The organism is Leucobacter sp. VD1, assembly GCF_037150695.1.
Lineage (GTDB): Bacteria > Actinomycetota > Actinomycetes > Actinomycetales > Microbacteriaceae > Leucobacter.
The window spans coordinates 48,903-73,481 of record NZ_JBBCPO010000002.1 but is presented as its reverse complement, the minus strand read 5'-3'; the positions used below and the strand labels follow the sequence as shown (position 1 = coordinate 73,481).

21 protein-coding genes are annotated in these 24,579 nt (G+C 67.5%); 8 read left to right on the top strand and 13 right to left on the bottom strand.

Going from position 1 to position 24,579, the window contains the following annotated elements:
- Positions 1-143 precede the first annotated feature (143 nt).
- Genes WFL22_RS05725 through WFL22_RS05700 form a run of 6 tightly spaced genes read left to right on the top strand, consistent with a single transcriptional unit; the run spans position 144 to position 9,044 of the window.
- A complete protein-coding gene (locus WFL22_RS05725; protein WP_336991850.1) occupies positions 144-1,622 on the top strand; it encodes a sugar transferase in 1,479 nt (492 codons plus the stop codon).
- A gap of 2 nt (positions 1,623-1,624) precedes the next feature.
- On the top strand, positions 1,625-2,389 hold the full coding sequence (locus WFL22_RS05720; protein ID WP_336652856.1) for a WecB/TagA/CpsF family glycosyltransferase: 765 nt from the start codon (positions 1,625-1,627) through the stop codon (positions 2,387-2,389).
- Positions 2,386-3,966, top strand: a complete 1,581-nt coding sequence (locus WFL22_RS05715; RefSeq protein ID WP_336991849.1) for a lipopolysaccharide biosynthesis protein — start codon at positions 2,386-2,388, stop codon at positions 3,964-3,966. The genes WFL22_RS05720 and WFL22_RS05715 overlap by 4 nt, the downstream gene beginning before the upstream one ends.
- Complete coding sequence (locus WFL22_RS05710; RefSeq protein WP_336652854.1) at positions 3,963-4,610, top strand: hypothetical protein; 648 nt, start codon at positions 3,963-3,965, stop codon at positions 4,608-4,610. The genes WFL22_RS05715 and WFL22_RS05710 overlap by 4 nt, the downstream gene beginning before the upstream one ends.
- Positions 4,611-4,636: 26 nt before the next feature.
- Positions 4,637-8,323 carry a fibrinogen-like YCDxxxxGGGW domain-containing protein gene (locus tag WFL22_RS05705; protein WP_336991847.1) on the top strand — a complete coding sequence of 1,229 codons (3,687 nt, stop codon included), beginning with the start codon at positions 4,637-4,639 and terminating at the stop codon, positions 8,321-8,323.
- 4 nt (positions 8,324-8,327) lie between these two features.
- Positions 8,328-9,044 (top strand): CDP-alcohol phosphatidyltransferase family protein, encoded by a 717-nt coding sequence (locus WFL22_RS05700; RefSeq protein ID WP_336991846.1) that lies wholly within the window; start codon positions 8,328-8,330, stop codon positions 9,042-9,044.
- Positions 9,045-9,142: 98 nt separating this feature from the next.
- On the opposite strand, the gene WFL22_RS05695 is transcribed toward WFL22_RS05700, so the two are convergent.
- Complete coding sequence (locus tag WFL22_RS05695; protein ID WP_336652851.1) at positions 9,143-10,363, bottom strand: hypothetical protein; 1,221 nt, start codon at positions 10,361-10,363, stop codon at positions 9,143-9,145.
- Between the two features lie 98 nt (positions 10,364-10,461).
- On the opposite strand from WFL22_RS05695, the gene WFL22_RS05690 reads away from it, so the two are divergent.
- Positions 10,462-11,811: an O-antigen ligase family protein gene (locus WFL22_RS05690; RefSeq protein WP_336991845.1), complete on the top strand. Its 1,350-nt coding sequence runs from the start codon at positions 10,462-10,464 to the stop codon at positions 11,809-11,811.
- Positions 11,812-11,905: 94 nt separating this feature from the next.
- Positions 11,906-12,370, top strand: coding sequence for an adenylyltransferase/cytidyltransferase family protein (locus WFL22_RS05685; protein ID WP_336991844.1), 465 nt, complete (start codon positions 11,906-11,908; stop codon positions 12,368-12,370).
- 129 nt (positions 12,371-12,499) lie between these two features.
- Here WFL22_RS05685 and WFL22_RS05680 read toward each other — a convergent pair whose 3' ends face one another.
- From WFL22_RS05680 to WFL22_RS05625, 12 genes are all read right to left on the bottom strand, one after another.
- Positions 12,500-13,576, bottom strand: a complete 1,077-nt coding sequence (locus WFL22_RS05680; RefSeq protein ID WP_336991843.1) for an LCP family protein — start codon at positions 13,574-13,576, stop codon at positions 12,500-12,502.
- A gap of 45 nt (positions 13,577-13,621) precedes the next feature.
- Positions 13,622-14,590, bottom strand: a complete 969-nt coding sequence (gene ppk2, locus WFL22_RS05675) for a polyphosphate kinase 2 (RefSeq protein WP_336652847.1) — start codon at positions 14,588-14,590, stop codon at positions 13,622-13,624.
- 187 nt (positions 14,591-14,777) lie between these two features.
- Positions 14,778-15,092 (bottom strand): metal-sensitive transcriptional regulator, encoded by a 315-nt coding sequence (locus WFL22_RS05670; protein ID WP_336652846.1) that lies wholly within the window; start codon positions 15,090-15,092, stop codon positions 14,778-14,780.
- A gap of 9 nt (positions 15,093-15,101) precedes the next feature.
- Positions 15,102-16,049, bottom strand: coding sequence for an EamA family transporter RarD (gene rarD / locus WFL22_RS05665; RefSeq protein ID WP_336991842.1), 948 nt, complete (start codon positions 16,047-16,049; stop codon positions 15,102-15,104).
- Positions 16,046-16,504, bottom strand: a complete 459-nt coding sequence (locus tag WFL22_RS05660; RefSeq protein ID WP_336991840.1) for a GNAT family N-acetyltransferase — start codon at positions 16,502-16,504, stop codon at positions 16,046-16,048. Before WFL22_RS05660 ends, rarD begins: the two co-directional genes overlap by 4 nt.
- Positions 16,505-16,513: 9 nt before the next feature.
- Positions 16,514-17,431, bottom strand: a complete 918-nt coding sequence (locus WFL22_RS05655) for an ROK family protein (protein ID WP_336652843.1) — start codon at positions 17,429-17,431, stop codon at positions 16,514-16,516.
- Positions 17,428-18,957: a glycoside hydrolase family 3 protein gene (locus WFL22_RS05650; RefSeq protein WP_336991839.1), complete on the bottom strand. Its 1,530-nt coding sequence runs from the start codon at positions 18,955-18,957 to the stop codon at positions 17,428-17,430. Before WFL22_RS05650 ends, WFL22_RS05655 begins: the two co-directional genes overlap by 4 nt.
- Positions 18,954-19,859, bottom strand: coding sequence for a carbohydrate ABC transporter permease (locus WFL22_RS05645; RefSeq protein WP_336991838.1), 906 nt, complete (start codon positions 19,857-19,859; stop codon positions 18,954-18,956). The genes WFL22_RS05650 and WFL22_RS05645 overlap by 4 nt, the downstream gene beginning before the upstream one ends.
- Positions 19,856-20,776 carry a carbohydrate ABC transporter permease gene (locus tag WFL22_RS05640; RefSeq protein WP_336652840.1) on the bottom strand — a complete coding sequence of 307 codons (921 nt, stop codon included), beginning with the start codon at positions 20,774-20,776 and terminating at the stop codon, positions 19,856-19,858. The genes WFL22_RS05645 and WFL22_RS05640 overlap by 4 nt, the downstream gene beginning before the upstream one ends.
- A 130-nt stretch (positions 20,777-20,906) precedes the next feature.
- Complete coding sequence (locus tag WFL22_RS05635) at positions 20,907-22,253, bottom strand: extracellular solute-binding protein (RefSeq protein WP_336991837.1); 1,347 nt, start codon at positions 22,251-22,253, stop codon at positions 20,907-20,909.
- A 119-nt stretch (positions 22,254-22,372) separates the two neighbouring features.
- Complete coding sequence (locus WFL22_RS05630) at positions 22,373-23,668, bottom strand: ROK family transcriptional regulator (RefSeq protein WP_336991836.1); 1,296 nt, start codon at positions 23,666-23,668, stop codon at positions 22,373-22,375.
- Positions 23,669-23,812: 144 nt separating this feature from the next.
- A complete protein-coding gene (locus tag WFL22_RS05625) occupies positions 23,813-24,511 on the bottom strand; it encodes a GntR family transcriptional regulator (protein ID WP_336991835.1) in 699 nt (232 codons plus the stop codon).
- Positions 24,512-24,579: the final 68 nt, after the last annotated feature.

The following is a 24,579-nucleotide window of genomic DNA, read 5'->3' as shown; positions in this document are numbered from 1 at the left end:
TAGCCAGAGCGAACTTCCCACGACGTGCTCGGAGAACAGCGCCGAACACTCCGTAGGGCTTGCGTAACTTCCCCCCGCAGAGGCCAGCATCCTTCTTAGCCTGACTCCAGATTCACGATGGAGTGCAAGCTAGGGGAGTTGGCATGCTTGTGGAAAGCGGGCTGGACACGTTCACAGGAGCGGTCGCGTTGTCGCCGAGGCGCACGCCCACTCTTGAGCGGCGGCGGCGCTGGGAGCGCAACTTCCGCTGGTGCCTGCGGGTGTCTGACACGCTCGTGATCCTCGCCTCCATCGGCGCTGCGCTGCTGCTGCAGGGCCTGCTCGTCGGTGAGAGCCCGTCAACGCCCGTGGTTGCCGCGGCGCTCGTGACGCTCTGGATTCTCGCGCTGACGGGCATGCGCAGCCGCGACATCGGCTGCCTCGGGGCCGGCACGATCGAGTATCGTCGGGTGGCGCACGCCACCGGTCTCGCTGTCGGGGCTGTCGCCATCACCGCGCTGATCGCCGACTGGAGCGGCGACCGGGTGCTCATCTTCGCCGCACTGCCGATCGGGCTCATCGCGCTGCTCATCTCGCGGTGGGAGTGGCGGCGCTGGTTGCGCGAGCAGCGCCGCATCGGCCACTACGCCTCGCGCACGCTGGTGGTGGGTGAGCGGGCAGATGTCGAGTATGTGATCAGCACGCTGCAGGCGGATCGCGGCAGCGGCTACCAGGTGGTCGCGGCGACGCTCTTCGGAACCGACCGGGGCCCGCTGGTGGTCGGCGGCCACCGCTATCAGGTGCGGGGCAGCGCCGATCAGGTGGCTGCGGTCGCTTCGCAGGCCGGGGCCGACACCATCATCGTCGCCAGCTATCCCGAGAACGCGCCCTCGTTCGTGCGGGAGCTCAGTTGGCGGCTCGAAGGCACCGCGGCGAATCTGGTGCTCTCCAACAGGGTCACCGATGTCGTCGGCCCGCGCATCTCCTTTCGCCCTGTCGAGGGGTTGCCGATGCTGCAGATTGCGATCCCGTCGTATGAGGGCGGGCACCACCTGCTCAAGCGGGGCTTCGACGTGAGCGTGGCCGTGTTCGCGCTCGCCGCGATCGCGCTGGTGACACCGGTGCTGGCGCTGCTGATCAAGCTTGACTCGCCGGGGCCGGTGCTGTTTCGGCAGCAGCGGGCCGGTCGTGACGGGCGGTTGTTCACCATGTTCAAGTTCCGCACGATGGCCGTTGATGCCGAAGACCGGCTTGCTGAGTTGCGCGAGCAGAACGAGGGATCCGGTCCGCTGTTCAAGATGAAACAGGATCCGCGGGTCACCCGGGTGGGCCGTGTGCTGCGGCGGCTCTCGCTCGATGAGCTGCCTCAGTTCTGGAATGTGCTGCGGGGCGATATGAGCGTGGTGGGGCCGCGGCCGCCGCTGCCAGCCGAGGTCACCGCCTATGACGGCACCGTGGTGCGGCGGCTCTACGTGAAGCCGGGCATCACCGGCCTGTGGCAGGTCAGCGGTCGCAGCGATCTCTCCTGGGATGAGAGTGTGCGCCTCGACCTCAGCTATGTCGAGAACTGGTCGATCATGAACGATCTGCAGATCATGTGGCGCACGGCCCGAGTGATGGTGCACCGAGAGGGAGCGTACTGATCATGTCGCTGCTCAATGTGCACGCTCATGGCGATGCCTCGGTTGAGGTGGCCGGGGTGGTCGTCGACCCCTTCACGGAGCGGTCTTTCGCCGAAACTGTCATCGAGTGGGCTGCGAGGCCCGGCGTCGATGTCGCTGTCGGGGTGAACGCGCACGTGTGCAATCTGGCTCGCAGGGATGCGCAGCTGCGCGGCTTTTTGCAGCAGCACACCACCTACGCCGACGGGCAGTCGGTGGTGTGGGGTGCGAGGCTGCTGGGGCGGCGTCTGCCGGAGCGCCTGGCGACCACTGATGTTGCCGAGCCAGTGCTGCGGGCCGCTGCCGAGGCGGGTGTGCCCGTCTATTTTCTCGGTGCGGCAGACGGGGTGGCGGAGGCTGCGGCTGAACGGTTGCGCGCCCGTATTCCGGGGGTGCGGATCCGCACGCACCACGGCTATTTCGCCGAGCGCGATGTGCCGCGTATCGCAGCCGACATCGCCGAGCACGGCACCGGCATCCTCTTCGTCGGCATGGGCGATCCGGTGCAGGAGCGCTGGGTGCAGGAGCATGAGGAGCTGCTGCCGCCGGCTGTGCTCACCTGCGGTGGCCTGTTCGACTGGCTCAGCGGATCGAACCGTCGTGCGCCGCAGTGGATGATCCGTGCAGGCCTCGAATGGTTCTGGCGGCTGGGCCTCGAGCCGCGGCGGCTGGCGAAACGCTATCTGATCGGCAATGTGCAGTTCATCGCCGCGCTCGCGCGGCAACGTCTGACGGCGAGCGCAGCATGACCGCCGTAGCGACGCCCGTGCGCGAGGAGCGGGGCCTGGGTCGCCGAAGCCTGCTGAGCTTCGCAGGGTCGGCGACGAGCGCCCTGCTCGGCTTCCTGCTGGTGGTGGTGCTCGCCCGCTTTCTCGGCGACGCCGACTCCGGCATCGTGCTGCAGGCCATTGCGGTGTTCATGATCGCGCTCGGCTTCGCCCGCTTCGGCATGGATTCAACCGCGGTGTGGCTGCTGCCCAGGCTCGCCGATGACGAGCCGCAGCAGCTGCGGGCCACGGCGTGGTTCCTCATCGCGGTGTCGGGTGTCGCAGGCTCTCTGTGCGCTGTGGTGGTGTGGATCGGGGCGGGGATCGCGGCGCAGGGCAACCCCGCCGATCCGCTGCCCCCAGTGGTGCGTGTGAGTGCGGTATTCCTGCCGATCGCTGCGATGCTGCTCACCGCTCTCGCCGTCAGCCGGGCACTGGGGCGCATCGCCGAGTATGTGCTCATCGGCGGTATCGGGTTGCCCGCCGCCCGCCTGCTCGCGGTTCTTGCCGCTGTGCTGCTGGGGGCCGCGCTGAGCGGAGTGATGCTTGCGTGGGCGCTGCCCGCGGCGATCGCCCTCGCGCTCGCCCTCGTGGTGGTGGCCCGTCAGCTGCGCGGCCTCGGTGCCAGCGCCGGTGCCCGCTTCTTCGGCACCGAGCTGCCGACCCGCACCCTCGGCTTCGCCGGCCCCCGCGTGATCTCGGCCGCACTCGAACAGATGCTGCTCTGGATCTCGGTGCTCGTCGTCGGCGCGGTCGCCGGTGCCGCAGCCGCCGGCGTGTACGGTGCTGCGAGCCGCTTCGTCGCCGCAGGTATGATCGTCGACTCTGCGATCCGCGTGGTCTTCGCCCCCGTGTTCAGCCGCATGCAGCACCGCGGCGCTGAGGGCGAGGTGCGCGAGCTGCACCGCACCGCGACGAGCTGGCTCGTGCTGTTCAGCGCTCCGGTCTTCCTGCTGCTCGCCATCTTCGCGCCGGTCGCCCTCTCGGTGCTCGGCCCAGACTTCACCTCCGGCGCAGCCACCCTCGCAGTAATGTGCGTCGGCGCGCTCGTCGCTTTCCTGGCTGGCAATGTGCAGACCATCCTGCTCACCGCCGGCCGCAGCGGCCTCGCCGCCATCAACAAGGCCGTGGTCGTCGCCGTCAATGTCGCACTGATCCCGCCGTTCGTCGCCATGTGGGGGATCGTCGGGGCTGCCTGGGCCTGGACCATCGCTTGCGTCATCGACGCAGTGCTCGCCTGGTGCGAGATCCGCTTCCTACTGCGGGTGCGGATCGCGCCCGATGCCGGCCTCGCCGCGCTCGTCGCCTGTGTCGGCAGTGTCGGCCTGCCAGCGGTGATCGCCCGCACCGTTATCGGGCCGAGCCTCACAGGCCTCCTCGTCGCCGCGGCCATCGGTCTCGTGCTGTTCGCCGCGGTCTGCCGCCTCGGCAGAATCCCGCTCAGACTGGTGGGTTTCACCCCGCCCGCCCCCAGACCACCGGAGCACCGTCGCCCCGGTCAACACAGCCGGCGATCCGCTCGTCCGGCCCATCACACGCAGAAATCAGGGACACCATGACCACCGAAACACACGACCCAGATCGGCCACCGCGCAGGAAGTGGGCGTTGACCGTGATCATCGCGGCCGTGCTCGCCGCCACCGCCGGTGGCATCTGGCTCAGCACCGCAGGAGCGCAGCAGCCCGAAGCAGCCAGCCCCGCACCCCAGGGCGCATCGCCGCCCACACAAGCCCCCGCATCCTCCGAGCCGCCGAACTCCCCTGAAACTGCGGGCGGTTCGGGGGGTGCGGGCTCACTCACCGAGAAGAGTGCGAGCACACTCATCGCGACAGCCATCGGCACGCCGCTCACCAGCAGCGAAGACGAAGCGGCCCTCGCCCAGCAGATCGCGGGCTTCGCGGCTGGCGCTTTCGCCTCCGAGCTCGAAGTGCAGTGGGAAGAACTCGTCGTCAACGGGTGGAGCATCTCGGGCACACCCAAGATCGTCACCACCTCGGTCGAAACCTCCGCCGACGAGCGTAGCGCCGTCGCAGTCAGCTGCGTCGACGCCACCGCGGTGCGCACCCTCGATGCCGCAGGCAAACCCATTGCCCCGGAAGCAGCGAGCGACAACCGCGCCCTGCACCGCTTCACCCTCACCCGCGGAGACGACGACGTCTGGCGAGTGACTCAACACGACTTCCCCGACGATCCGGCCTGCTGAGCCGCAGCAAGGAAAGAGACACGACCATGTTCGAACACCGAAGCGAGACCAGGCGCCGGCTGCGCCGAGGCGGCACTGCAGCCGTCGCTCTCGCCGCCGCACTCACCGCGAGCCTCCTGTCGGCTCCGACTGCTGCGACCGCTGCACCCACCCCGCCCGTCGTCGACGGGCTGAGCGAGGCCACCGCCGCAGCATCCTGCTGGGAGATCAAGCAAACCACCCCCGCCGCGCCGAGCGGCATCTACTGGATCGCCACACCCGCCATGGGCGGCGCGCAGCAGTTCTACTGCGACCAGGATCGCAACGGAGGTGGCTGGGTGCTCGTGGGGCGCGGCCGAGACGGTTGGGGGGTCGCGAACGCCGGATCCGGAACCCCCGAACAGGTGCGCAGCACCGTCACCGGCCCAGATGCATTCCTGCCGCGTCAGCTGTCGTCAGAGATCATCGGACAGCTCGCGAACAACACCCCCATCAAGGATCTGCCCGACGGCATCCGCCTCGTGCGGGCCACCAATCAGCAGGGCACCACTTGGCAAGATCTCACGTTCACCCTTTCCAGCCCCCGCGCCGACTGGACCTGGCAGTTCAATAACAAGCAGCGCGTCGCCACATACAAGATCGGCAACACCACCCGCAGCGGCGGTGAGACCGCCAACTTCGGCAGCGACAACTCGTACAACCGGGTGCGGATGGTGACCGGCGCCAATGAGGGCTGGAAAATGGGGTTCGGCTTCGGGTCGCAGATCCGCGGCAACCCCTCGGACACCAGCTACCTCTGGTCGAAAGACACCTCGACCGGCTACGCCAGGCCCTTCACGCAGGTCTTCATCAGGCCGAAGCTGATGAGCGCGCAAATCTACCAACCGATCCCCGACACCGGCACCCCCGCCGTCACCACCACCTCGGTCGTCGACAGCTTCGCGTTGCCGCAGCCATGGAGCGTCGCAGGCCTCGGCAACGGTCCCCTCACCACCGAGGGCAACAACGAGGTCGCCGCCTTCACCGAGGACAACGGCAAGGTGTACGTGGGCGGCAACTTCACCACCGTGCAGAAGACGGCGGCCGGAGGTAGCGCCCAACAGCAGCCCTACCTCGCCGCGTTCAACCGCGACACCGGGGAATGGGATCCTGGCTTCCGGCCCACCTTCAACAACGCAATCCGCGCACTCGCAGCCCTCCCTGGCAACCGCATCGCTGTGGGCGGCTTCTTCACCGAGGTGAACGGGCAGCCCCGCGAAGGCCTCGCCGTACTCAACGGCACCACCGGGGAGCTCGACCCGCAGTTCACGGGTCGGCTCATCAACAAGTTGAGCGGAGGCTTCCCGCTCGTGCGGGCGCTCGACGTGCAAGACGGCTGGCTCTACGTCGGCGGCTCCTTCACTCACGGTACGGGCGGTTCCACAAGCCAGGAACGTTACATGCGAGCCGGCGGCCGACTCTCGGTCACCGATGGCACGCCCGACCTGTGGAACCCCGAGTTCAACGGAACCGTGATGGCCGTGGATGCTTCGGCGCGCGGCGACCGAGCCTACTTTGCCGGGTACTTCAGCCAGTCCCGCGGCCGTGACGCCGACAAGGCCGCCGCGCTGTCGTCAACGAGCACCGACCTCTTCACCTGGAACGTGCTCTTCTCGAACCGCACTGGCGGCAGGTCCGGCTATCAGCAGGCCGTCAAGGAAGTGGGCGACCGGGTGTGGCTCGGTGGCGCCGAGCACTCGCTCTTCAGCTACTCGCGCGACGACTTCTCGGTGCTGAGCACCACCATCGGCAACGCCGGTGGCGATTTCCAAGCGATCGCCGAGTACAACGGCGTTGTCTACGGCGGCTGCCACTGCTTCGAAACCCAATACGAGGGCGAGACGCTGTGGCCGAACATCGGCACCGGCTGGACCTCCGCCAACGCGGTTTGGGGCACGGGGGCCTGGAGCGCGAGCACCGGTGAGCGGATCCCGCAGTTCAACGGCACCTTCAGCACCTACCGCGGAGCGGGCTCCTGGGCCCTGATGGTCGACTCAAACGGCACGCTCTGGCAGGGCGGCGACTGGTCGTACTCGACGCGACCAGGCTACGTGCGGCAGTGGACGAGCGGCTTCACACGCCACGCCCAACGCGATGTCACCCCGCCTGTCACCCCGGCCGCGCTCACCGCGATCGGCGACGTTTCATCGGTCTCGCTGAGCTGGCCCGCGGCGACAGACAACACCGGCGTCACCGCCTACGAAGTGATGCGCGATGATCGAGTTGTCGCCACGGTCACGGGCACCAGCGCCCAATTGCCGCCGGCGGCCTCGGGGGCGAAGTACTTCGTGCGCGCCGTTGATGCCGCAGGCAACAAGTCGGCATCGACCGCGGCCGTGCTCGCCCAGGATCCGCCCGTCACACCCGACACCGTCAACTACATCAACTCGGGCGACGAATGGTCGTACCTGTTCAATGCAGCAGGGCCGACCGCCGGGTGGACCGGCATCGGCTACGACGCCTCCGCCTGGGCGACGGGCGCCGCACCGTTTGGGTGGGGCCACGCAGGCCTTGCGACGACACTGACAGCGCCGAGCCCGGTGCCGCTCGCATCGTTCTACCGCAAGTCGTTCCAGGTGGCTGACGCCACCCGCGTGGAGTCGATGCAGATCACCACGCGCGCCGATGACGGTGTCGTGGTCTACGTCAACGGCACCGAGGTCGGGCGGCAGAACGTGTCGGCCAACCCGGCCGGGGTGAACAGCTACGCGACAGCCTCGCCGAACGCGGCGACCGCGCTCGCGAACCCGGTCACGATCACCGTGCCCGGCGAGCTACTGGTGACCGGCACCAATGTGGTGTCGGTGTCGATGCACTCGGGCTACCGCACGACCCCCAGCCACAGTTTCGATCTGCAAGCGGTGGGCACGCTGAGCGCCGAACCGGTGCGTAACGAAACCGTCGCCTATGTGAACCCCGGCTCGGAGTGGGCATACCTCTATAACACTGCAGGCCCGAGCGGCGACTGGACAGCCATCGCCGCTGACACCACGGGCTGGGCATCAGGGGCTGCACCCATCGGGTGGGGCCAGACCGGGCTCGCAACGACACTTTCGGCGCCCGCGCCGAAACCCTACGCCTCGTTCTACCGGCGGGCCTTCGAGGTGGCCGACGCGACGAGAGTCGAGTCGATGCAGATCACCACGCGCGCCGACGACGGGGTTGTGGTGTACGTCAACGGCACCGAGGTCGGCCGGCAGAACATGGCCGCCGGGCCGGCCGGGGTGAACAGCTACGCGACCGCCTCGCCAAGCGCCGCGGCCGCGCTCGCGAACCCGGTCACGATCACGGTGCCAGGCGAACTGCTCGTCACCGGCACGAACGTGATCGCCGTGTCGGTGCACTCGGGCTACCGCACGACGCCGAGCCACAGCTTCGAGTTGCAAGCCATCGGCACCGTGAGCCCGACCCCGCTGCGGGCGGCTGCGCCGCCCGCGCTGCTCGCAGCGCCGGCCGAGGCACCGGCCGAGGCGCCGGCTGAGGCGCCCAGTGAAGCGCCTGCCGATCCCGCGCCTGCCGCCCCGCAGGCCGAGACCCCGAGCAGCCCAGCTCCTCAGGCGACCCCATCGCCTGAGGTGACAGAGGATCCCGCCGCTCCTTCCCCGGCCGTTCCCCCGGCTACAGGCGGATCCTCGCCGGAGGGCGGGGGGCGATCTGTGATCGCCCCCGCCCCCGCGGTTCCCGGAAAGGAATGAGATCATGCTCGACCGCGGCCCGCGCTCATACCGCGAAAACGTCGTAACGCTGCAGCACGCTCAGAAGAGCGGAGCCGGTGTGCCCGCCTACATGCGCTGGGTCAACCGGTGGCTCGGGCGGCGCATCGCGGCAGCCGCGGCCGTGGTCGGGCTCACCCCCAACGGAGTGACCGCCATCAGCGCTCTCTGTTCGCTCGCCGGGTTGGTGCTGCTCGTCGTCGCTGAGCCGGGTATCGGCACCGGCATCGCCGTGGCCCTGCTGCTCGCACTCGGCTTCGCCTGCGACTCCGCCGACGGTCAGCTCGCCCGCCTCACCGGGGCGGGCGGGCCTGCCGGCGAGTGGATGGACCACGTTGTCGACGCGATCCGCACCCCGCTCACCCATATCGCTGTGGCGGTGGCCCTCGTGGTGCACCGCCCCGAGCTGATCTGGCTGGCTGGGGTCGCCCTCGCCTACGCCGTGGTTGCGGCGGGACAGTTCATGAGTCAGATTCTCGCCGAGCAGCTGGTGCGCCAGCGCGGTGGGGAGGATCCGGAGCCGTCAGGGGTGCGCAAGTCGATCGCGCTGATTCCCACGGACACCGGCACCCTCTGCTGGAGCTTCGCGCTGTGGGGTGCGCCCGTGCTGTTTGTGCCTGTCTACCTCCTGCTGTTCGCGGTGAACGCCGTGTACGCGGCGGTGTCGATGCGGCGCAAGTATCGCAAGCTGCGCGCGCTCTGAGGCGAGTGCCGTCGGCGAGAGCGACCGTTGCAGCGAGGCGGACAGTTCCAGAGCCTCTGGAATCGTCCGCCTCGCTGCAACGGTCGTGTTCGGTGATGCTACGGCTCTGAGACGAACCCCACCACATGGGTGCCGGCGCGGCGCGCCTCCTCCGTGATCCAGCGCATATCCTCGACCAGGGCGGTGCGCCGAGAGCAGAGCACCAGCACCGCCGTCGCCTCCCGCAACATCGCGAGCCCATCCGCACGGCTCCCCGCCGCGTCCACCCGCTCGAACTGCACTGAGCCGTCTGAGATCGCTTCGAGACGCTGCAGGGCGCGGGACTCCTGCTCGCTCCTGCGCGCATCGAACACCAGCACGGGGCCTGGAGTCGCCGCTGCATCGCTGCGTAAGCGCTCGAACACGATCCGCATCTGCTCCTGCGCCGCATCGTCGGAAACCTCGCCGTGTCTCGGGTCGAGATCGGCGAGCGCGGGCGCGCCCAGCGCGTCTACAATATCGGAGGCGGATCGCAGCCGCCTGTCGAAGGGGTTGCGCACGAACGCGGCAATGATCCCGAGCACCAGCCCGCCCGCGAGCCCGGTCGCAAGCGTTGTCCGTGCCGAAGGGCTCTGCTCAAGCTCGCTGTCGCGGGCCGAGGTGAGCACGATGCCGCCCGTGGTGTCGACGGTGGACAGCGCGTTGCGCTGCGACAGCAGGCTGTCGAGTTCGACCTGAATCTGCTGCTGCTGCGAGACCGCCTGCGCGTAGTCGGTGCTGCCCGGCTGGGCCGAGACCAGCTCGCGATTGGCTTCGAGCAGTGCGTCATTGAGTTTCTCGACGCGCGAGTTCATGCTCGTCAGCATGGTGTCGATGCGCTGCTGCGCCTGGTCGCTGCGGAACTCGAGGTAGGCCTGCGCGATCGCGTCGGCGCCGCGCACCGCCTCCTTCTCAGTCGGCGCGGTGAAGGAGACGCGCACCACCGAGGCGCCCCCTGAGGAGGAGACCCGCGACAGGGCGCGCACTTGAGACGCTGAGAATGCGCCGCCTAGGAGTTTGGCGGCGCCCTCCGCGACGGCGTGCGAACTTGCGATGTCGGCCTCCGTCGCGGCGTCGAGCAGCCCGGAGGCCGGCCGCTGCTGGTTGAACGGCTCCGTGGTGATGACGTTGAGGTTGACCGCGGTTGTTGCGGTGACCGTATGCGGGGCCACCAGCAGATAGATGCCCGCCGCCGCAACGCCGACGACAACGCCGGTGATCGCCACCCAGCGCTGCCGCCGCAGCACCGCGAGATACCGCGAGATCCCGAGGGTCTGGTCGTATGCTGTGCTGCCGCCCATTGACGCTCCGCCTCCTTCGGCAGGGGATCTCGTGAACGAAACGCCCGAGAACCCGGTGGTGTGCTTATCCTAAGGGAAAGCAGGGGAATGAGAAGAGCATGCGATCAGGGGGCGTGACCGGGGCGGCGATGGCCGTCGAACGCGCTGCGCTGCCGAGATGGCCGCTCACCGCGATGATTGTCTGGTTTCCGCTGTGGTGGGTGCTGGGCATCGCCGAGATGGCCTGGATTCCGCTTGCGGGCTGCATGCTGGTGCTGATGATCAGGCGGGGCGGGATCCGCGCACCCCGCGGCTTCGGCATCTGGCTGCTGTTCCTGGTGCTCATGCTGGTCTCGGTGATCGGCATCGACACGAGCGGGCGGCTTGTCGGTTTCGTCTACCGTGCGCTGCTCTACCTCGTGGTGACGATCGTGTTCGTGTACGTCTACAACGCTCGTGAACGGCTCACGATGCGCTATGTGCTCGGCGTCTTCACCGCATTCTGGATCTACACCTGGCTGGGCGGCTATGCGGGGGTGTTCTTCCCGGAGTTCTCGTTCAGATCGCCCCTCGGCTACATCCTGCCGCCGTCGCTGCTGCAGAACGAACTGATCGACGAGATGGCGGTGCGCCGCACCGCGCAGTACAACCCCGACGGCTGGCTCGAACTCGCGCCGCGGCCCTCCGCCCCGTTCCTGTACACGAACGCCTGGGGCAATGTGTACTCGGTCACCCTGCCGATCGCGATCGCCTACCTCGACGTGGTGCGCAGAGGCTGGCGCTTCTGGTGCGTGCTCATTGCGGTTCCGGTGTCTCTGGTGCCCGCGATCCTCTCCCTCAACCGGGGCATGTTCATCGGGCTCATCGTCGCCGGAGCCTACTGCTTCGTGCGCTTCATCATTGTGGGCCGCACCCGCGAGGTGCTGCTGCTTGGTGCGCTCGGCCTGCTCGGTGCCGGCTTCGCGGTGGGGTTGGACTTGTTCTCGCGGCTCACCGAGCGCGTTGAGGTGAGCGGGTCGACGACCACCCGCTCGACCCTCTACGAGGAGACCTGGGTGCGCACCCTCGACTCGCCGCTCTTCGGCTATGGTGCTCCACGGCCCTCATACACTTCGCCGCCAGCCGTCGGCACGCAGGGACATGTGTGGATGGTGATGTTCTCGCACGGGCTGCCGGCACTGATCTGCTTCGTGCTCGCGCTCGTCTGGCTCGTGGTGGCCACGGCGCGATGGCAGGGGCCTGTGGTGCTCGTGCTGCACACGGTGCAGCTGGTGACACTTGTGGAGAGCACATATTACGGCCTGCTGCCCAACGGGCTGATCGTCTCCTTCGCTGTCGCGGCGCTCGCGCTGCGAGAACGAAACGTCGGTGAGCGAGGCGGGGGCGGATCGCGCGACGCCGAGCACCGGATCGAGCCGGGGCCGGGCGCAGTTCGGCAATCCGCCGCATCGCACGCGCAGCTTACGTAGTTCCCGCCGATGCGCCGCAGGGGGCGCCGAACTTACGCTGACGTGAAGCGCACGGTTCTGCAATGGGGCAGCCGGCGGGGCGAAGGGGAGCACCATGACGCGCATCGGCTACGCAGCGGGGGCATTCGATCTGTTTCACATCGGGCATCTGAACCTGCTACGGCACGCGAAACAGCACTGCGACTACCTCGTCGCGGGGGTGGTGAGCGATGAGATGCTGCGCGAGGTGAAGGGCTGCGAAGCCGTGATCCCCACCGCAGAGCGCGAGGAAATCGTGCGCCACATCGACTTCGTCGACGAGGTGTACGTGGAGCGCGTGCCCGACAAGCTCGAGGTGTGGCGGGAGGTGCGCTTCACGCACTTCTTCAAGGGCGACGACTGGCGCGGCACCGAGAAGGGGATGCAGCTCGAACGTCGCTTCGCTGCGGTGGGCGTCGAGGTGGTCTACTTCCCGTACACCGCGCACACCTCGAGCACCGCGCTGCGCCGCGCCCTCGAACGGCTCGAAACACCGGCCGCTCGCTTCGACACCGCGCCCGTCGCCGTGCTGCAGGGCTAGCCTTCGCCCACTGGGTCGGCCTATTCGTGTCGAGTCGGCCTGCTTTTCGCGCGAATTGTGGGCAGGCTCGGTACGAACAGACCGACTGAACGGGCGTGGTGTGGGTGGGGTGGGGTGGGCGCTCGGCGCTCAGCCCTGGGGGAGTTCGGAGCCCGGGGTGCGGGTCGCCGCGTACTCGTTGAGGGTGCCGTTCTGGAACGCAGCTTGCACCTTCGCCATCTCGGCCCAGTCGGGGAGCACGATCGACTGGCCGTCGGCCGAGGTGCCCGTGCCCAGTGTGGGGCTCGTGAAGAACTCGATGTCGTCACCTCGCAGATCGCGCATGTCGTAGCCGAGCGCCACCGCGGTGCCGAGGTTGAGGCCCTCGTCGAGGATGAGATGGGGTTTCACGGCCTGGAAAGTATCAACAAGGCGCCCGGGGCTGCGCAGCGTCTCAGCGCTCAGCACCTTCTGCGCGAGCGCCTTGAGGTACGCCTGCTGGTTGCGTGCCCGCTGGTAGTCGCCGTCGGCGAAGGCGTAGCGTTCGCGCACAAAGCCCAGTGCCCGTTCGCCGTTGAGCGTCACCTCGCCCGCCGGAAAGTCGAAGCCGCCGTGCAGCGAGGTGAACGCAACATCGTTGTGCAAGGTCACCCCACCAACGGCGTCGGTGAGCCCCTTGAACGACTCGAAATCGACGAGCGCGACGTGGTCGATGCGCGCCCCGATGAAGTTCTCCACAGTGTTGACCGCGAGCGGCAGCCCGCCGAAGGCCACCGCAGCGTTGATCTTCGCTTCGCCGTACCCCTGGATCTCGACCCAGTTGTCGCGCATGATCGACATCACGGTGAGGTGCTGGCGGTCGGGCGAGATCTGAGCCACCATGATCGCGTCGCTGCGGAAGCCGCGAAGATCAGCTGCCTTTGCGGTCGGGTCGGTGGTCTCGCGGGAGTCGGAGCCGAGCAGCAGTATGTTGATCGGCGCGTGCTCGCCGGGGGCGGGCTGCACCGCAGCTGGTCGTTCGAGGGCGGGATCCTGCGTGATGCTCACCCGCTGCACCTCGTTGTAGCTACTCGACAGTAAAGCGTAGGCGACGCCCGCGGCGATGCCGAGCAGCATCACGAGCACCCCGAGCGTGATGAGCGTGTTGCGCAGGCCGCGGCGCATGCGGCGGGGTGCGGCACCCGTGCGACCCGGAGCTGACGATGCGGGGTTTCGATCGTCGGTCATGGCCTGCTCCTCGGATGTCAGCGGGCGCCGCGCGAGCGGGCCCGACTACCTCGGCGAACCCACCACCGGGAAGGTGCCGGTGGGCGTCTCACCCTCATCGTAAACCGTGGCGGGCGGGCCAATGATTTTCGAATCCGGATTGCCCACGAGCTTCACATCTTTGTCCGGGTAGTCGAAGCGGGAGAGTACCCAGCGCATGGCCTCCAGGCGGGCCCGCTTCTTGTCGTTTGACTTCACGACGGTCCAGGGCGCGTGAGGGGTGTCCGTGTAGAAGAACATTGCCTCCTTCGCGGCGGTGTAGTCATCCCACTTGTCGAGCGAAGCGAGGTCGGTGGGGGAGAGCTTCCACTGCTTCACCTCGTCGGAGGAGCGCGATACGAAGCGCTCGTGCTGCTCGGCCTTGCCCACCGAGAACCAGAACTTGATGAGGTGCACGCCCGAGTTCACGAGCATGCGCTCGAACTCGGGGGCGGATCGGGTGAACTCGAGGTACTGCTGAGGCGTGCAGTAGCCCATGACCCGCTCAACCCCGGCCCTGTTGTACCAGGACCTGTCGAACATCACGATCTCGCCTCCCGCGGGAAGATGCGCGGCGTAGCGCTGGAAGTACCACTGCGTCTGCTCGCGCTCAGTGGGAATCTCGAGCGCCACCACGCGCGCACCGCGCGGGTTCATGTGCTCGGTGAAGCGCTTGATGGCCCCGCCCTTGCCAGCGGCATCGCGACCTTCGAAGAGGATCACGATCTTTTGGCCCGTCTCTTTCACCCAGGCCTGGAGTTTGAGCAGTTCGATCTGCAGCTTGCGCTTCTCGCGCTCGTACGCGCGACGGGAGATCTTCACGTCGTAGGGGTAGCCCTGCCGCCACGCCGCATCCGGGCCGTCGTCGAGCTTCGGAGCGCGGCCCTTGCGCCGCAGCTCGGCGATCTCGTCGATCTCGGGCGTGACGTCGATCTGGCCGGGAGCGGCCATCTCGAAGGTGTCGTCTGCGGGCGCGTGTTCGGGGCCGTTGACCATGTGATTCCTTCGGTTCGGGTGGATCAGCGCGGGCGCGCTTCCCAGTCTACGGCGGGCATGCTTCGCTCACAGCAGACACCGAGGACACCTCCAACGCGTTGCCGCTCAGTGACCCGCCGATTGGAGAGAGCCGCAACACCGCTCCCCGCAGAAGCTCGGTGCCGTAGAACCTCGGCACCGCAGAGTCTCAGCGCACCAGGCGGGCGATGGCTGCGGAAGCCTCATGCAGCTTCTCAGCTGCGACCTCTCCGCCTTCCGCGGCCGCCGAAGCCACGCAGTGCGCGAGATGATCGTCGAGCAGGGCGAGTGCCACCCGTTCGAGGGCCTTCGTCGCCGCCGATACCTGCGTGAGAATATCGATGCAGTACTCGTCGTTCTCGACCATGCGGTGCACGCCGCGTACCTGACCCTCGGCACGTCGCAGCCGCTTCAGCAGATCATCCTTGTGATCGATGTAGCCGTGGCTGTCGTGCTCGCAGGAGGCGTCTGTGGCGTCGCTCATGCCAGAACCTTACACGTCGTGCCGCGGAGTATCCGCAGGAGACGATCCGCGCCCCCTCCGCAAGCGCGACACCCCACCGGCCACCAGCACCAGCACCGCCACCCAGATGGCCCCGTAAATGACGGACTCCTCCGGCGAAATACGCTCGCCGTTCAGCAATGAAGCGATCATCAGCAGTGCCGGCTCGAGATAGCTGAGCAGGCCGAACAAGCTCATCGTGAGCAGACGCGAAGCCGCGAGATAGAACATGAGCGCAACTCCCGAGGCCACGGCAAACAGCGGGGCCGCCCACCACAACGCAGGATTCGCGGCCGTTGCAGATCCGCCAGCGATCTCAGCCACCAGCATCACGACTGCAACCGGAGCGAGCGCCAAGAACTCCCAGAACATCCCGCCCAGGTGAGCAATGCCGAGTGCCCGCCGCAGCACGAAATAGACGGGGTAGCCGAGCGCCACGAGCAGCGTCTCCCACGACACCCCGCCCACTCGGATCACCTCGAAGACCACACCGGCGGCCGCGCACGCCGCTGCGAGCCACTGCCACCACACCAAACGATCACCGTACAAGAAGCACCCCACCACCACGAGCACGAGCGGCAGCAGGAAATAGCCGAGGGCCACCTGCATGCCACGCCCGTGCAGCGGAGCCCAGGTGAACACCCACAGCTGCGCCGCGACGAGCACACCGCAGAGCGCCACCCCGAGCGCCAGCAGCGGCGACCGCCTCAGGCGCCGACCCACCTCGGTAATGAGATGCCACTGCCTGATAGCGAGCAGCGCCAACGCGATCACCGGGATCGTGATGAGGTTGCGAATACCCCAGATCGATTCAGCCGACGCCGGAGCGAGCAACGGTGTGACGAAGTAGATGCCGCCGAACAGCACCGAAGAGGCGACAGAGACGAGAATGCCGCGACCGCCCGAGCCGAGCGGGCCCGGACGGAGCGCGCGGGTCAATCTGAAAGGTCGATTGCGCCGATGATCTCGCCGTAGGGCGTTTCACCGATCGGTGTGAAACCCATGCGCAGGAAGAAGCCCTCGGGGCCGTCATCGCCGGGTTCCCACAGCACAGTGAGGCGGTCGACACCACGCCGACGCGCCTCCTCGACGAGCGCGTTCACCGCGAACGCGCCGACACCCATGCCCTGCGCCTCAGCATCGACATTGATTCGCCAGAGAGCAGCGCGGAACTCTTCCTGCGGGGCATCAGGGTCGAAATTGCCGTGCACGAAACCGACAACCCTGTCGTTGTCGAGCACCACGCGCTGCCAAGCGGTGTGCGCCGGCGTCACAGCTGCTGCCGCTGCGTACGAGACGGGCGTGATGAACTGCTCCTGACCAGGCTTCAGGCCGAGCATGTTCACGGCCACGATTGTCGCGGCGGACAGTTCTTCGAGTCTGAGAGCGCTCATGTACCCAGGCTAGCGTCTCCCGCCCTCGCTGGCGAGTGCTGCGCCCACCGCGGCCGCCGAGGAGTCGGCGGCGAGCAGCTCCACTCGGCCCGAGAGATCGAGCATTCCGAGGAAGGGCGACTGCGCCGCCCAGCCGTCGAGAGTGTCGCGGATCCCATCGAGCAAGCGAGACCCCAGAAAGCGCAGGCCCCCGCCGATGATCACCGTGTGCGGATCGAGCGTCAACGACAACAGTCGCACGCAGTCAGCCGCACCGCGCACCAACTGTTCAAAGGCGTGGGCGGCCTCGACGTCGCCTGCGTCGACCGCAGCGAGCAGCACCCTGCCGGGATGGTCTCCGCCGGCAGGCCAGTAGCGCTTCAGCGCCGAGCCGCTCGCCACCGTTTCGAGGCAACCGCGCTGCCCGCAGGGGCAGGGGCGTCCCAGCGCATCGATCGGCAGGTGACCGATCTCGCCCGCAACCCCGTGCGCTCCCCTCAGCGGGGCGCCATCGATCACCAGGCCGGCTGCGAGACCAGTGCCCAGATTCAAGTAGGCCACTACGCCGTCAAGACGCATCAGGTGGGCCGCGCCGATCGCGGCAGCCGTGACATCGTTATCGATCGCCACCGGCAGCCCCGTAGCCTCAGCAAGTCGAGCCGCCAACGGCAGCCGCGCAAGACCCAGGTTGTAGGCGTTGTGCACCTCGCCCCGCTCGCGGTCGATACGACCGGGAATACCGACACCCACCGACGCGAAATCGGCGACCGCGCACCCCGTCTGCTCGGAGAGCAACGCGATCACGTGCTCCGCCGTGCCGACCACACCATCCGCCCCCGCAACGGTTGCGATGCGCGCCGCAGCCACGACCCCGCCGGCACCATCGAGCGCAACAGCCTCGGTTTTGGTGCCGCCGATGTCCATGCCGATCCGCAACGTATCAGTCATGCCCCGCCTCCCGCCGGCTCCGCGAGCAGCGCGAGCAGCGCCGCGCCCGCAAGCGCAGACGAACCGAAGCAGGCGACATCAGCGTAGCGGCGGGTTCCGCCCTCCGCAGCCTCCGGCCAGCCCATCTCAATGAGCAGCAGCGGCACATCGGCTTCCCGCAAGCCGTCGATGCCGTCGCGCGAGAACTCGTGCCGGTGCAGCTCCCGCCCGATCACGATAAGGCCGTTCCGCGCCTCAGCGCGCAGCGGCCACGGCGTCGGCGTCGACTCGTCGACGCTGGCGCTGCCCCGCCGCGAGAACGCCGCAACGGCAGCGCGCTGATGAGTCAGCGGGTGGGCGGCAGCGGCGAACGGCCCCCACGGGGCGAAGCCGACAGCCATGTTCGCTTCCGACTCGACGCGCAGCACCGAAGCCTCGGGGTGCTCGCGCAGCCAATCGCGTGCCGCAGCTCCGCCGTCGAAAGAGGCCGCGATCCGCGATACCTCCTCAGCCGAGGGCTCGGGCGAAGCAGCCACTGCGGCCTCTGAGCCGTGCTCGCGAGACCGGGCCAGCAGCCGCACCCGATCCGCCGCCTCACGCACCCGCGCCTCCGAAAGCCTGCCATCGCGCACCGCCGCGAGCACATGATCCTCGATCTCGCGCAAACTGGCAGCCGTCGTGCCTGTGCCCAGGCAGAGCAGATCGCAGCCCGCCGCAAGCGCGCGCACCGCAGACTCAGGGATCCCGATCCCACCGCTCGCGCCCTCCATATCCAGAGCATCCGACACGATGGTGCCCTCGAACCCCAGCCGCCCGCGCAGCAGCCCCTGCAAGATCGTCCTGCTGAACGTCGCCGGCGCATCAGCATCGAGCTGCGGCAGCAGAATGTGCGAGGTCATGATCGCCTCGGCCCCCGCCGCGATCGCCGCCGCAAACGGCGGCAGATCCCGAGCCTCCACAACAGCAAGATCGGCGTCGATAGTGGGCAGCGCAAGATGCGAATCCTGGGCGGTGTCGCCGTGCCCCGGAAAATGCTTCGGGCAGGCCTTCGCGCCCGTGCTGCGCAGCCCCCGCACCCAGGCCGCCACATGCATCGCAGCCACCGAGGTATCCTCAGCGAAACTGCGCGTGCCGATCACAGGATTGCGGGGATTGCTGTTCACGTCAGCATCCGGCGCGAGCGCCAGATTGAACCCGGAAGCGAGAATGTCATTGCCGACCCGGCGGCCGATCTCCTCTGTGTAGGCGAGATCGCCGATCCTGCCGAGCACTGCTGCACCGGGGTACGGCGCACCCTCAAGATAGTGCAGCCGCGTCACCTCACCACCCTCCTCATCGATCGCGATGAGCGCGTTCGGCGCCGCCGCCCGCAATTCGGCACCGAGCGCCGTCAACTGCGCGCGATCGCGCACATTGCCGCCGTACACGCAGACCGACAGCACCCCATCACCCAGCGCCTGCACCACCCAGGCAGGCGTTGAATAGCCGTCGAAGCCAGGCATCAGCGTGGCGCGAACTTCCCGCGCAAGACCCTCCAAGTCGCTCATCCCTTCACCGCGCCGCTCACGAGACCGCTCGTCATACGACCCTGCACGAAGAGGAAGAAGATGATCACCGGCACCGCAACAAGCGTCGACGCCGCCATCACATCGCCCCAGTCGATCGCGCGAGACGCCGACTGCTGAATGAACCCGCGCAACCACAGCGGCAAGGTCTGCGACCCCGAATCCTGCAGGATCACGAGTGCGACAGTGAACTCGTTCCACGCCTGCAAGAACGCGTACACCCCGCTCGCGATGAGGCCCGGCGCGAGCAGCGGGAAGGTGATGCGCAGGAACGCCTGCGTGCGGCTGAGCCCGTCAACCATCGCGGCCTCTTCAAGATCGGCAGGCACACCCGCCACAAAACCGCGCAGCATCCAGATCGTGAACGGCACCACCGCCGCGATGTAGATGATGCTCACCCCGATCACCGAGTTCAACAGGTTGAGCGAGCCCATCAACTTGTACTGCGCGATGAACATGCCCTCAGCGGGCAGCATCTGAATGAACAGCACCGCGAGCACGAAACTACGGCGACCCTTGAAACGGAAACGGCTAATCGACAGCGCCGCCAGAAACGCGAAAATGAGGCAGCACGAGACCGCGATCCCCGCAACAGCCAAGCTGATGCCGAGCGCGCTGAAGAACGAGCCGTCGGCGATGACCGACTGAAAATTGCGGAATGAGCCGCCGAACGGCAGCAGCGTCGGTGTCGTCTTCTCCAGCACCGCGTTCGGCAGCAGCGAAGAGTTGAGCATCCAGTACACGGGGAACGCCCAGAGAGCCGCCACCACCAGGGCGAGCGCGCCCAACAGCCAGCGAGCCACACGGCCGCCCACACGGGTTCGGCCGCGTCGCCGCACGACCTCGACGGGAGCGGTCATCGCCGCGGTATCCGTGCGAGTCATTGCTCATCCTCCTTCAGCAGATTGCGCACATACGCCCAGCTCAGGGCGATGGTGAGCAGCAGCACGAAAATCGACATCGCGCTCGCCATAGCGAAATCGCTCGAACCGACGCCGAGCTGGTAGATGTAGGTGCCGAGAACATCGGTCTGGCTGGCGATCGATCCGCGATCCTGCAGCAGCTTGATCTGAGCGAAGACGCGCAGATCCCAGATGATCTGCAGCAGCATGACGATGCCGAGCACGGGCTTGATGATCGGGATGATGATGAAGCGCAGTCGTTGCCAGCGATTCGCGCCATCCATCTGAGCGGCTTCTAGTACTTCGCCGGACACCTGGGTGAGACCCGCATAGACCGAGAACGCCACGAACGGCACGCTCATCCACACCACGATGATGAGGGCCACCGCGAAGAAGCTCAGCGGGTGCTGCAACCAGTTGTGGCCCTGCATCGGCAGCCCGAGACCTGACAGCACCCAGTTCGCGAGCCCACGGCGCCAGTCGAAGATCCAGTTCCAGATCGTCATCGCCGCGACCACCGGGGTTGCCCAGGCCAGCAGCAGCGCAATCTGCAGGGTGAGGCGCAGCGGGGTTACGACGGCCTGCATCAGCAGAGCCAAACCCACGCCGATCACCATCGTCACCGCCGCGGTGATCAAGCAGAACGCCACCGAGCGGGCCACCACGAGCCAGGTCGCAGGGTTCGAGAACAGCTCGACATAGTTCGCGAACCACACCCACTCCGGGGGCTGCCCGAACTGCTGGGCGAGGCCGAACTGCTGCATCGAAGTCGCGAACTGCCAGACGATCGGATACCCGAGCGCGAGCAGCACGATCAGTGTCGCGGGCAGCAGCAGCGCGTAGGGGGTGATGCGGATCCGGCGCCGGCGGGGCGCTCGCGGAGTGCCGGTTGCGGTCATCGCCGGCCTTTCTGATCGGGGGCGTCACGCACGGGCGACGCTGCGGGTGCGGCCCGCTGCACCCGAGTCGCAAGATCCTGCCTGACGGCTGTGGATCCTGCGACTCGGGTGCCGCAGCGCGGCCGCGGTGTTACTTCTGGTTGAGGAGCGGATCGAGCTTGGCGTTCGTATCCTTCGCCAGCTGCGCGAGATCATCGGAATCGCGGATCTGCGCGAAGAACTCCTCCATGATGTTCTTCGACTCGACAGCGGCCCAACCCGGGGCTGCCGGGGTCAGCTTCGAGTTCGAAGCCGACTCGATGAGCGCCTTCGCGAACTGGTCGTCCCCGAGCGAGGAAGTGAACTTCTGGTTCGCCGGGCCGAGACCGTTCTCGCCGAGCATCGTCTGGTACTCCTCGGAGAAGATGATGCGCATGAGCTCCTTGGCGAGCTCCGGCTCCTTCGACTTCGCCGAAATAGCGATGTTCGAACCGCCGGCGAACACCGGGGCAGGCTTGCCGTCGTTGCCCGGCAGCACGAAGGTGCCGAAGACCTTGTTGTTCCACTCGCGTGTGGGCTCGCCGTCTTCGCCCTCGACGAGATCACCGATCGACCAGTGCGCCCAACCCGGGGCCATGATCGTTGCAGCAGCCAGCGACAGGTCGCCGGTGACGTTGCCGGCTTCATCCTTGACCTGATCCGAGTCGTTCAAGAACTGGTACTGGTTCGCATCCTTCGCGTCGTTCGGAGCGTTCGAAGCAGTGAGGTAGAGCTGCTGCAGCTGCTCGAGGCCCTTCAATGACTCCGGCGAATCGAGGGTTGCCTTCCACTTGCCATCTTCGAGCTTCGCGATGTCGCCGCCGTTCGCGAAGATCCACGAGATGCCGTCGCGCCAGTCCTGGCCGCCGAGGTAGAAGCCGGAGAAGTTGGTGATGCCCTTCGGGTTCTTCTCGGTGATCGTGGCGACCGTCGTGTTGAACTCGTCGAGGGTCTTCGGCACCTGCACGCCCGCCGCATCCCAGACATCCTTGCGGTAGAACATGTAGCGCGAACCGAAGTAGTAGGGGAGCGCATACTCCTTGCCGTCGACGCTGCCTGCTTCGACGAAGGACTGGATCAGGTTGTCGCCGCCGAGCTCGTCGTACATATCGCTGAGATCGAGGAAAGCGCCCACATTGGTGAAGGTCGGCGACTGGGTGTTGCCGATCTCGGTGACATCGGGGGTGTTGTTCTCATCGGGCAGCGCCGTGGTGAGCTTCGTGACGATATCGCCCCAGCCCTGCTCCTCGATCTTGAGGGTGGCGCCGGTCTTCTTGTTGAATTCCTTCTTGAGGTAGTCGCGCAGCGTGTCGGGGGTGTCGCCGCCGGCAAGCCAGAGCGTGATCGTCTTGCCTTCGGCGTTCTGATCGCTGTTGCTGCTGCTGCCCTGGCTGCAACCAGTGAACAGCAGCACCGAGGCCACGGCCGCCGCGGTGAGGCCAGTGAGCTTTCTCTTCATGGTGTTTCCTTTCGATGAACCTCGCCGACCAGCGGGCCGCGGGGCGTGGAGCGCGATCCGGCCGAGGCCGCACCGCGTTCGTTCCTTGGATGTGAAGTTGTGGGGGTGCTGCGCTCGGATCAGGTGACGCCGAGCCGATCTTTCAGCACCGTCGCCGTCGCGCCGCGCAGGATGAGGTCGTCACCCTGCGTGCTGGTGCGCAGCACGAGCCCGTCGTGCGTGTCCGGCATGGTGCGGCGGCGCAGAATCTCAAGCGTCGCCTCGGCGAGCGTGCCCTCGATGAGTTCGGGTGGGCCGGCGAGCACGACTTCGGCGAGGTTGAGAGCGCCCACAACGGGAGCGAGCGCCACCCCGAGCCGCTGCCCCGCCTCGCGCAGCACGCGGTCGCGGCCCTCCGGGCCGGCGTTCTGCAGCGAACGGGTGAGCGGGGGCACCGACAGCCAGTGCTCGAGCACCTGCTCGCGCGAATACGGTGCTTCGAGGCCGAGATCGGTGCCCACCATGACCTGGCCGATCTCGCCAGCGGCGAAGCGGCTGCCGGCGACGGGCTGGCCGCCGATGATGAGGCCGGAGCCGACGCCGTGCCCGATGGTGACGAGAATGAAGTTGTCGCTCGAATCGCCGAAGCTGTACTCGGCGAGGGCTGCGACGTTCGCATCGTTTGCGACGACGGTGGGCAGCCCGGTGCGTTCTTCGAGGATGCGCAGCAGCGGCAGTTCGGTCCAGCCGAGGTTCGGTGCGGTGCGCACGGTGCCGGCATCGTCTACGACGCCCGGGGTGCCAACGCCGAGCCCCAGCACGGGCACCTTGGCCCTGTCTCGGAGCGCAATTGCGAGCCCGACGGCGAGTTCGCACGCTGCGTCTCCGATGGCGTCGCCGAGCTCGATCTCTGAGCGCAACACGATCTCGCCGTCGAGGCTCATGAGCGCGCCGCGCAGCAGCCGGTGGTCACTCAGGTCGAGGGCGACAACCACGAACGCGTCGCGTGCGAGGTCGACGAGGATCGCCGGCTTGCCCGGGCGTTGCGACTCCTGAGGACCGAGCTCGTGCAGCAGCCCGTCGCCGATGAGCTCGGCGACGATCACGGAGATCGTGACTTTGGTGAGCCCGGTGGTGCGGGCGATCTCAGCGCGGCTGAGCGGGCCGGTGACGTACAGGGTCTGCAGCACGAGGGTGCGATTGTGCTGCTTCGCGTCGCCGGGGGTGGCTTTGATGCCGGTGCGCAGGGCGCGTGAGCCGAATGCTGCTGCGGGGCCGGCGGTTGCGGTGGTGGTTGCTGGAGCAGTGTTTGCGGCTGTTGCCGCGCCTGTCGGGGCGGCTGTCGTGCGCGCGGTGCCGTGCGCGGGCGTGCCCGGCGTCTGGGTGCGTGAGGGGGGCTCTGGAGTGAACTCGGAGCGCGGCGTTGCGACCGTCATGTGAGTTAGTAAAGCTAACGAACTAAATATTTGCAACCCGGACCCCTGCTGATTGCGCGCCCGTGACCGAACCGTGATCTTCGCGTGGCAGCGGCGGTTGGGCGTGGCCGCGGGCTGCTGCCCGGCAGCGCCGCGCCGTGCCGTTCAGCCGCGGGTGGTGCTCGCGCGGAAGCGGAAGCGGTCGCCGCGGAATGCGGATCGCGTGAACTCGACGGGAGTGCCGTCTGCGGCGCGGCCCGTGCGGCGCACGACGAGCAGGGGCCGGCCGACCTCGATGCCGAGGATGCGCGCCTCGGCCGGTTCGGCGAGTTCGGTGCCGACTTCGTCGTCGACGGCGTCGAGTGCGACGCCGTAGCGCTCTCGCAGGGCTCGGTACAGCGACCCGTGTTGGGCGAGTTCGGCAGCGAGGCCGGGGTAGCGGCCGGGCAGCAGCGCGGTTTCGCGGGCGAGCGCGACGCCGTCGCTGCGGCGCACCCGGTCGACTCTGGTGATCTCGGCTGCGGGCGCGAGCGCGAGTGCGGCGGCGGCTTCACCGTCGGCTGTTTCGAGCGTGATCCCGAGTACGTCGCTGTCGAGCCTGGCACCGCTGAGGTCTTCGCTGAAGGAGGTGAGTTGGCGCACGGTGATGTGCGGTGGGGCTGCGACGAAGGTGCCTCGGCCCTGGCTGCGCTCGATACGCCCCTCGGTGACGAGTTCGGTAAGCGCTTGGCGCACGGTGGTGCGCGAGGTGCCAAAGCGTGCGGCGAGGTCGCGTTCGGTGGGGAGCGGATCACCGGGGGCCGCATCCTCGATGAGGTCGAGGATGCGGAGTTTCTGCGTGTAGTACTTCGGCGTGCTGGTCATGTGCTTGACACCTCGATTGGTCTACGCCTATCTTAAACACCACGGTATTGGTCTAGTCCTTTTGTGGA